Origin of the sequence: Streptococcus sp. HMSC073A12, from assembly GCF_001812815.1 — a bacterium.
Classification (GTDB): Bacteria; Bacillota; Bacilli; order Lactobacillales; family Streptococcaceae; genus Streptococcus; species Streptococcus vaginalis.
In genome coordinates this window covers 24,572-24,913 of sequence record NZ_KV810550.1, presented here as the reverse complement: position 1 = coordinate 24,913, position 342 = coordinate 24,572, and the positions used below count along the sequence as shown (strand labels likewise).

Here is a 342-nt window from a genome sequence, read left to right as displayed (position 1 = left end):
CATGTGTCGGCGGTTCGATTCCGTCTCGCGCCATATTAGTTTAATATCAGGAAGGGTAGCGAAGAGGCTAAACGCGGCGGACTGTAAATCCGCTCCTTCGGGTTCGGGGGTTCGAATCCCTCCCCTTCCATACCTTTACGGGCATAGTTTAAAGGTAGAACTAAGGTCTCCAAAACCTTCAGTGTGGGTTCAATTCCTACTGCCCGTGTTTATTGTGAATATGGCGGGTGTGGTGAAGTGGTTAACACACCAGATTGTGGCTCTGGCATGCGTGGGTTCGATCCCCATCACTCGCCTATTTTATATTATTGGGGTATAGCCAAGCGGTAAGGCAAGGGACTT

At 50.0% G+C, this 342-nt stretch carries 3 tRNA genes; all 3 read left to right on the top strand.

The window, feature by feature from the left end:
• Positions 1 to 49: 49 nt before the first annotated feature.
• The 3 genes from HMPREF2876_RS07565 to HMPREF2876_RS07555 all read left to right on the top strand — a co-directional run bounded on the left by HMPREF2876_RS07565 (position 50) and on the right by HMPREF2876_RS07555 (position 296).
• A tRNA-Tyr gene (locus HMPREF2876_RS07565) sits at positions 50 to 130 on the top strand.
• Between the two features lie 7 nt (positions 131 to 137).
• A tRNA-Trp gene (locus HMPREF2876_RS07560) sits at positions 138 to 208 on the top strand.
• 15 nt (positions 209 to 223) lie between these two features.
• Positions 224 to 296, top strand: a tRNA-His gene (locus HMPREF2876_RS07555).
• The last annotated feature ends 46 nt before the right edge of the window (positions 297 to 342 follow it).